This window comes from Streptacidiphilus anmyonensis (assembly GCF_000787855.1).
Lineage (GTDB): Bacteria > Actinomycetota > Actinomycetes > Streptomycetales > Streptomycetaceae > Streptacidiphilus > Streptacidiphilus anmyonensis.
In genome coordinates, this window is sequence record NZ_BBPQ01000123.1 from 1 (window position 1) to 7,176 (window position 7,176).

A 7,176-nucleotide genomic window follows, 5' to 3' on the forward strand; every position below is an offset into this window, starting at 1 on the left:
GTCGAGGACGTTCCGGCCGAAGGCGCGGCGCGCGGCGCGGTCGGGAGTGATCAGCGTGACCTTGGCGCCTGCGGCGGCGAGCCGTGCCGCCTGGGCGCGCGGCGACGGGACGGGCCCGCCACCGACCGCGACCGGGGCGATGACGACCACGGCGGCGTACCCCGCCGCCAGGTCGGCGTTGGCCGAGGAGGACATGCCGCCGTCGATCCAGTCCCGGCCCGCCGCGCTGACCGGCGGCCAGACGCCGGGGACCGCGCAGCTGGCCGCGACGGCGTCCAGCAGCCCCACCTCGCCTTCGCGGTCGAAGGCGGTGCGCACACCGGTGCGGGCGTCCACGGCGGTGACGAGCAGCCGCCGCTCCGGCCAGTCGTGGCTCAGCAGCCGCCCGGCCAGCACCTCCCGGTGCGCCGTCGCGCCGGAGGGACGCGCGGCCAGCGCGAGCGCCCCCATGCGGGCGCCGAAGTCGGCCGCGTCGCGCGACCGCACGGCTCCCCAGGCGTAACGAGCCAGGACGCCCGCGCCGAGCCGTTCGCCGGTCTCGCCGGGGACGTGGCCGAGCTGGCGCTCGTACAGCTGCGCCGCGTCGAGCAGGCCGGAGGTCAGCTGCGCGCCGACGACGGACCCGGCCGAGGTGCCGACGACCAGGTCGGCGGTCGCGCCGAGGTCGACGCCCGCCTCGGCGAGTCCGTGCAGCAGGCCGCACTCCCAGCCGATGCCGGTCAGCCCGCCGCCGCCGAGCACCAGCGCACGGCCCCGCAACCCCGCCTGGTCCATCCGTCCACTCCTCGTCCGCTGGTCCGCTCGCCCGCCCGCTCGTCGGTCCGTCGTGGCGCCGGGAGCCGAACATACGGGCAGTCGACGACGATGAGAAGCCCCGTTCCCTCCCGACCGCTGCCGGAGCCGGGAGGGAACGGGCGTACGCGGGAGGTCCCGGTCAGCCGACCTTGACCAGCTGCCACTGCTGGTTCGTTCCACCGTTCAGCGGCCACTGCAGCACCGTCGCGCCCATGGTGAGCGATCCGCCGCTGACGTCGGCGAGTTGGGCGTCGGAGCGGCTCTCCAGGGTGTCGTACCCGTTGCCGGCCGGGGCCACCAGCCACTGCTGGTTGACTCCGCCGTTCGGCGTCCACAGGTCCAGGCCGGTGCCCTCCACCGAGCTGACGTTCGGCACGTCCAGCGCCTTGCCGCTGCCGACGCCCGTCACGGTGTAGTAGCCGCCGCCGGCGGGGGAGAGGGTCCACTCCTGGTTGGCGCCGCCGTTGCGGGTCCACTGGATGATCGGCGTGCCGTCGGCGGTGCCCTGGCCCTTCGCGTCCATCGCCTGACCGCTGTTGCGGTTGACCAGCACGTAGGTGCCCGACAGGTCGGTGGCCGCGCCCGGCGTCACCTTCAGGTTCGCGAACTGCGCGCCGATCCAGCCCGAGGTGCCGACGCCGACCTGGCCGGAGCCGTAGCTCGCGTCGGTGACGGACCCGACCTGCGCGCCGTCGATCGTCGCGGTGATGCCGCTGCCGGCGAAGCCGAGCGCGAGGGTGTGCCAGGTGCCCGTGCCGGGCGCGGCGACGGTGCCGGAGGCGAGCGTGGTGACGGTGCCGCCGGAGCTGTTGCGCTGCAGCGACCAGGCGCCGGAGTCGGAGAGTTTCAGCTGGTAGGCGTCGACGTCGGCGGGCGAGAAGCCCTTCTGCAGTCCGACCCGGCCGTACAGGACGGCTGAGCCTGACTGCTGGAGCAGTGTGTCGACGGAGACGGTGTAGTCGGACCAGGACAGGTCTCCGAGCAGCGCGTACGGATCGCTCGCGGTGTCCCAGGAGATGGGCGCCTGGGTGGCCAACTGCTGGACGCAGTCACCGGATCGGCCGCCCAGGCAGGGCTCGGCCTCGAACGCGCCGTTCATCGCGGCCAGATACGGCACCTCGGCGCCGGTCGGCGTGGAGGAGATGGCGGCGGTGTAGGGCAGCGCCAGCACGGAGCGGCTGGGGGAGACGGCGGTGCCCGCGCCCTGGCCGGTGGTCGTGGTGACGGTGTAGACGCGTCCGGGTTGCAGCGTGAGCGTGTAGACGCCGCCGCTCGCGGTCAGGTCCTGGCCCTTGACCAGGTAGGAGCTCTGGCTGGTCGATCCGAAGTCGCTGGACCACACGTGCAGCGCGCCCGCGGGCAGCCCGCCGGTCACCTGGAACGTCAGGGTCTGCGGGGCCGACGCGTCGAGGGTCTCCACGACGGTGCTCCACGCGGACTTGTCGGGCGCGCGGTAGCTGACGTAGCTGCCGTCGGCGCGGTTGCCGCCGAGGTAGCCGCTGCCGCTGTCGAGGTACTGCCAGCCGGGGGCGGTGAACTGGGTGGTCTGCGCGACCGCCCAGAGGCTCTGGCCCACCTGGTAGTTCCCCGACCAGGGCTGGGTCGCCGTCATCAGACCCATCGTGTTGTAGGGGAGGTTCTGGTAGACCGAGGCGACCAGCGGCCAGTTGATGAACGCGCTCATCTTCGCGTCCAGATAACCGCGGTTGATCGCGCGGGCGATGGGAGCGCCGCCGGTGTCGAAGTCCTCCGAGCCGTTCTCGCTGGCCCACAGCTGTTTGCCGGTGGCCTGCGCGTCGGCGCTGCTGGAGCAGCTCGTCATCGCGGACATGTAGCTGCACGGGTAGTGGGCGCCGATGATGTCCACGGCCGAGTCCAGGGCGGAGTCGGAGCGCATGCTCGTCGCGATCGACCAGTCGCTGTCCGCGCCGACGACCTTGGTGGCGTAGCCGTTCGCGGCGAGGGCGGCGTGCAGGTTCTCGTACCAGCTCGCGTTGAAGCCGCGTTCGTTCCAACCGCCGAGGTAGTCGATGGTCAGGCCGTGGGACTTGGCGCAGCCGAGCCAGGACAGCAGGTAGTCGATCATGTCCTGGGACCAGAAGTTCCCGCCGCCGACCCAGCCGGGCGCGCCCCACGCGAGCCCGTAGAGCTTGATGCCGGGGTTGCGGGCCTTGGCCTGCTCCATCAGCCACCACTCGTAGCCGGCGTCGCAGTCGACGACGCCGCGGGTGTGTTCGTGGCTGAGTTCGGACCCGTCGGTGGAGTTGGTGTCGCCGCCGATCTCCACCTTGAGGATCTGAAGTGCCGCGCCGTAGCCGGGTTTGAACAGGTAGTCGAGGATCTGGCCGCGCTGCGGCTCGGGGTAGTCCGCGAGGAGGCGGGAGTTGCCGCCGCCGCCGGATATCGCGCCGACGCCGTCGAAGGTGCGGCCGGTGGCGTTGCCGTCCACGGTGACGGCGGTCGTGGTCGTCGCGGCGTGGGCCCGGCCGCCGCCCGGCAGTTGGCCGAGGACCAGCGCGAGCAACAGCGAGAGCAGGGCGGCGGCGAGGCGGAACGGGCGTCGCCGGGAGCGTGCTGGCATGGCGGTGCCTCCGAATCCAACAGGAAGGAACGAGGAGACGCGCTCGGATCAAACAGAAGGCAACTGATATCGCCGAAAAGTGACAGTAGGCAGTTGCTGATGACCCGTCAATAGCCCTGCGTGACGTGGCTCCCGACCGACCGGGTCGCGGGGTCTGCGGGGTGACCTGGGATACTCCGGCCATGGTCGGGGAGTGGGTGCTGCGTGCCGCGGTGGCGGCGGACGTCGAGGTGATCGCGGAGCTGCGGGCCCAGGTCATGCGGCCGGACCTGGAGCGCCTCGGCCGCTACGACGAGCACCGGGTGCGCCGGCGGCTGCGGGACTCGTTCTCCCCGGAGCACACCTCGGTCGTCATGACCGGCGGCGAGCTCGCCGGCTGCGTCACGGTCCGGCCCGCCGAAGGCGGGCAGTGGCTGGAGCACTTCTACCTCGCCCCGCGCCGACAGGGTCAGGGCCTCGGCTCCGCCGTGCTGCGCACGGTCCTGGAGCGCACGGACGCGCAGGGCGCGACCGTGCGCCTGAACGTCCTCCAGGGCAGCGCCGCCCGTCGGCTCTACGAGCGCCACGGATTCGTCGTGGAGACCCAGGATCCGATCGACGTCTTCATGAGGCGTCCGCCGGGGGCGACGACGAGCCCTGCGGCGAAGGCGTCAGCCGCAGGGTGAGGATCTGGAACGGACGCAGGCGCAGCGGGAGGCCGCCGTCCGGGGCCGGGGTGTGCGCCGCGGCCTCCGGGAGCGGGCGTTCCAGCAGGTCCGTCTCGGTGACCCGCGCCAGGGGGAACCCGGTGCGCAGCACGGTTCCCGCGCGGCCCCCGAGGCACTCGTAGAGGCGGACCACCACGTCGCCGCCGCGGTCGTCCGCGAGCTTGACCGTCTCCAGCACCACCGCGTCGCCGTCCACCGTGACCAGCGGCGCGACGGGACGCGTGCCGGGGACCCGCCGGGCGGGCAGGTTCAGCGCGTGGCCGGCGCGGACCGCGTCCGCGACGCTCGCCCCGGGGACCAGGCGGTAGCGCAGCAGGTGCCGGCCCTGGTCGGTCTCCGGGTCCGGGTACCGCGGCGCGCGCAGCAGCGACAGCCGCACGGTGGTGGTCTGGCCGCCGTCGGGGCGCACGTCGCGGGTGACGTCGTGGCCGTAGGTCGAGTCGTTGGCGACGGCGACGCCGAAGCCGGGCGCGCCCGGCTCCGCCACGCGGATCCAGCGGTGCGCGCAGATCTCGAACTTGGCCGCCTCCCAGGAGGTGTTGCGGTGCGTGGGCCGCGCGACGTGCCCGAACTGGGTCTCCGCCTCGGACTGGTCCGCCTTGACGTCCAGCGGGAAGGCGGCCTTGAGCAACTGCTCCGACTCGTGCCAGTCGACCTCCGTCTCGAAGTCCAGATGCCGCGCGCCGGGGTGCAGCGTCACCGTCTGCCGGACGTGCGAGCTGCCGAAGCGGCGGCTCACGGTGACCACCGCCGCGCCGTCCGGGCCGGGGCCCGCGTCGAGGGAGTCGACGCCGACCAGGTCGGTGACCCGGTGGCGGTAGAACTCGTCGATGTCCCACGCGTCCCACATGGTGGGGAAGTCGGGGTGCAGCTGGAGCAGGTTCGCCGCGTGGCCGGGGGCGAGGGTCTCGCGGTCGGCCGTGTGGTCGTGCACGGAGACGACCAGCCCGCGCCCGTCGACCACGACCCGCAGCAGGCCGTTGTCGAGGACGTGGCCGTCGCCCTGCCGCCCGAGACCGACGGCCGCACCATGCGCGGGCAGCGGCGCCGCGCTGCCGGCCGCGACGCCGTCGCGGGCGTGTGGCGCGCCGTTGAACAGCAGCGTGCCGTCGCCCCCGGTGTCGGCCAGCGCCGCCTGCGCCGTGGCGATCAGCGTCTCCAGCTCGGCGTGGACGCGGGTGTAGGTCTCGCGCGCCTCGCGGTGCACCCAGGCGATGGAGCTGCCCGGCAGGATGTCGTGGAACTGGTGCAGCAGCACCGTCTTCCACAGTCGTTCCAACTCGGGGTAGGGGTAGGCGAATCCAGGGACCCGCAGGGCCGCTGTCGCGGACCACAGCTCCGCCTCGTGCAGCAGCGACTCGCTGCGGCGGTTGCCCTGCTTGGTCTTGGCCTGCGAGGTGTAGGTGCCGCGGTGCAGCTCCAGGTACAGCTCGCCGACCCAGACCGGCGCGTCCGGGTACTCGGCCTCCGCCGCCGCGAAGAACGCGGCGGGCGGCTCCAGCGCGACGCGCGGCGAGCCCTCCAGGTCGCGCAGACGCGCGGCGCGCGCCAGCATCTCGCGGGTCGGGCCGCCCCCGCCGTCACCCCAGCCGAACGGCACGAGGGAACGCGAACCACGGCCCTTCTCCCGGTAGTTGCGGGAGGCGTGCGCCAGCTGGCCGCCGCTGAGGTCGCTGTTGTAGGTGTCGACGGGCGGGAAGTGGGTGAAGACCCGGGTGCCGTCGATGCCCTCCCACCAGAAGGTGTGGTGGGGAAAGCGGTTGGACTGGCTCCACGAGATCTTCTGGGTCAGGAACCAGCGGTTCCCGGCCAGCTTCACCAGCTGCGGCAAGGCCGCGGTGTAGCCGAAGGAGTCCGGCAGCCACACCTCCCGCGTCTCGACGCCGAACTCCTCCAGGAAGAACCGCTTGCCGTAGACGAACTGACGGGCCATCGCCTCGCCGCCGACCATGTTGGTGTCGGACTCCACCCACATCCCGCCGACCGGCACGAACGAGCCGGTCCGGATCCGCTCCGCGACCCGCGCGAACACCTCCGGCCGGTGCTCCTTCAACCACGCCAACTGCTGGGCCTGCGACATCGCGAAGACGAAGCCGGGGTGGTCCTCCATCAACCCGACGACGTTGGCGCAGGTCCGGGCCACCTTGCGGACCGTCTCGCGTTGCGGCCAGAGCCACGCCGTGTCGATGTGCGCGTGCCCGACCGCGCTGATCCGGTGCGCGGACGCGTGCGCGGGCGCGGCCAGCGCGGCGGCCAGTTCGGCGCGCGCCTGCGCCGCCGTCCCCGCGACGTCCGCGAGATCCAGCGCGTCCAGCGCCCGCTCGATCGCCCGCACCAGGTCGAACCGGCGCGCGTCGTCGGTGGACAGCTGCTCCATCAGCTGCCCGAGCACCTCCAGGTCCTGCACCAGCTCCCAGACCTCGCTTTCGAACACCGCCAGCTCCATCCGGGCCAACCGGTACTGGGAGGTGCGGTCGGCGGTGAGGCGGTCGCCCTGGTACGTGGGGGAGTGGGCGACCAGCACCGGGTTGGCGGCCGCTTCGACGTAGAGCTCCGCGAGCTCGCCGCCACGGGCGTCGTCGGTGACGCGCACCCACGCCGTGCGCGGGTTGAGGCCCTTCACCGGCCGGCCGTCGGAGCGGTAGACCAGGCCCTCGCACTGGAAGCCGGGCAGGTTCGGGTCGAAGCCCAGGTCGATCCGCGCCTCCACCGCCCGCCCCGCCCACGCGGCGGGCACCTCGCCCCGCACTCGGAACCACGTCGTGCCCCACGCGGGCCCCCAGGCGGCGTCCGCCGGGCAGTCCGCGTAGTCCGCCGCGAGCCCGTCCGCGACCTTCGGCGGCTCTCCCTCGGCGTCCCAGCGCGCCACCTGGAGCGGCACGGACTCCCCGTACACGGCGGGCTCGATCCGCTCGCGCAGCACGCGGCGCAGACGGCGTTCGACGGTGGCACGGTCGTCGTGCATGGCGGTGACTCCCGGTTCGGCTGTGACGACGGCGGGGCGGCCCGGCGGCCGCGGGCACGGGCGCGGGCCGGGTCGGTGCAATGGCGGGTGTGGTCAGGACGTGCCATCTCCGTCATACCCCGCCAGGC

At 73.3% G+C, this 7,176-nt stretch carries 4 protein-coding genes; 1 reads left to right on the forward strand and 3 read right to left on the reverse strand.

All coding sequences use genetic code 11. The features are described from left to right. Both TR50_RS41320 and TR50_RS41325 read right to left on the reverse strand, forming a co-directional pair. A partial coding sequence (locus TR50_RS41320; protein WP_042435495.1) for a patatin-like phospholipase family protein occupies positions 1 to 774 on the reverse strand: 774 nt, incomplete at its 3' end. Between the two features lie 160 nt (positions 775 to 934). After that, positions 935 to 3,376, reverse strand: a complete 2,442-nt coding sequence (locus TR50_RS41325) for an RICIN domain-containing protein (protein WP_042435498.1) — start codon at positions 3,374 to 3,376, stop codon at positions 935 to 937. 182 nt (positions 3,377 to 3,558) lie between these two features. Between TR50_RS41325 and TR50_RS41330 the strand changes: the two genes are divergently transcribed. Next, positions 3,559 to 4,041: a GNAT family N-acetyltransferase gene (locus TR50_RS41330; RefSeq protein ID WP_042435501.1), complete on the forward strand. Its 483-nt coding sequence runs from the start codon at positions 3,559 to 3,561 to the stop codon at positions 4,039 to 4,041. On the opposite strand, the gene TR50_RS41335 is transcribed toward TR50_RS41330, so the two are convergent. Beyond that, positions 3,980 to 7,048: an alpha-mannosidase gene (locus TR50_RS41335; protein WP_042435503.1), complete on the reverse strand. Its 3,069-nt coding sequence runs from the start codon at positions 7,046 to 7,048 to the stop codon at positions 3,980 to 3,982. The genes TR50_RS41330 and TR50_RS41335 overlap by 62 nt on opposite strands. Between the last annotated feature and the right edge of the window lie 128 nt (positions 7,049 to 7,176).

Excerpts from the sequence above, each read along its gene's own strand:
- TR50_RS41325 (WP_042435498.1), bottom strand. The coding sequence starts at position 3,376 with ATGCCAGCACGCTCCCGGCGACGCCCGTTCCGCCTCGCCGCCGCCCTG.
- TR50_RS41330 (WP_042435501.1), top strand. The coding sequence starts at position 3,559 with ATGGTCGGGGAGTGGGTGCTGCGTGCCGCGGTGGCGGCGGACGTCGAG.
- TR50_RS41335 (WP_042435503.1), bottom strand. The coding sequence starts at position 7,048 with ATGCACGACGACCGTGCCACCGTCGAACGCCGTCTGCGCCGCGTGCTG.